Annotated in this window: 1 pseudogene; it reads left to right on the forward strand. The window is 71.1% G+C overall.

Annotated elements, in window-relative coordinates:
• A pseudogene (locus IG02_RS0135600) lies at positions 1-291 on the forward strand (ABC transporter substrate-binding protein); the annotation flags it as partial.
• Positions 292-346 lie beyond the last annotated feature (55 nt).

The following is a 346-nucleotide window of genomic DNA, read 5'->3' on the forward strand; positions in this document are numbered from 1 at the left end:
GCCCAGGGCTGGGTGTTCGACCACCCCGAGGACTGGGCCCGGGTGTGGGCGAAGGAGACCGGTCTCCCGTACGAGGTGGCCCTCGCGGCCGTGAAGCGCAGCAACGGGACCCGTATCCCGGTCGCCCTCGACGACGCGGCCGTCGCCTCCGAGCAGAAGATCGCGGACACCTTCGCCGCCCTCGGGCTCATCCCGCGCAGGTTCCGCTTCGCCGACTTCGTCGACACCCGTTTCAACAAGGACCTGCCGCCGTCGACCACGCCGGCGCGCAGCTACGGAAAGGCCTCCTGATGACCGTCCACCTGCACTGGTTCCTGCCGACCGGCGGCGACGGCCGGACCCTGGT

The organism is Streptomyces sp. NRRL F-5135 (genome assembly GCF_000719775.1).
Lineage (GTDB): Bacteria > Actinomycetota > Actinomycetes > Streptomycetales > Streptomycetaceae > Streptomyces > Streptomyces hebeiensis.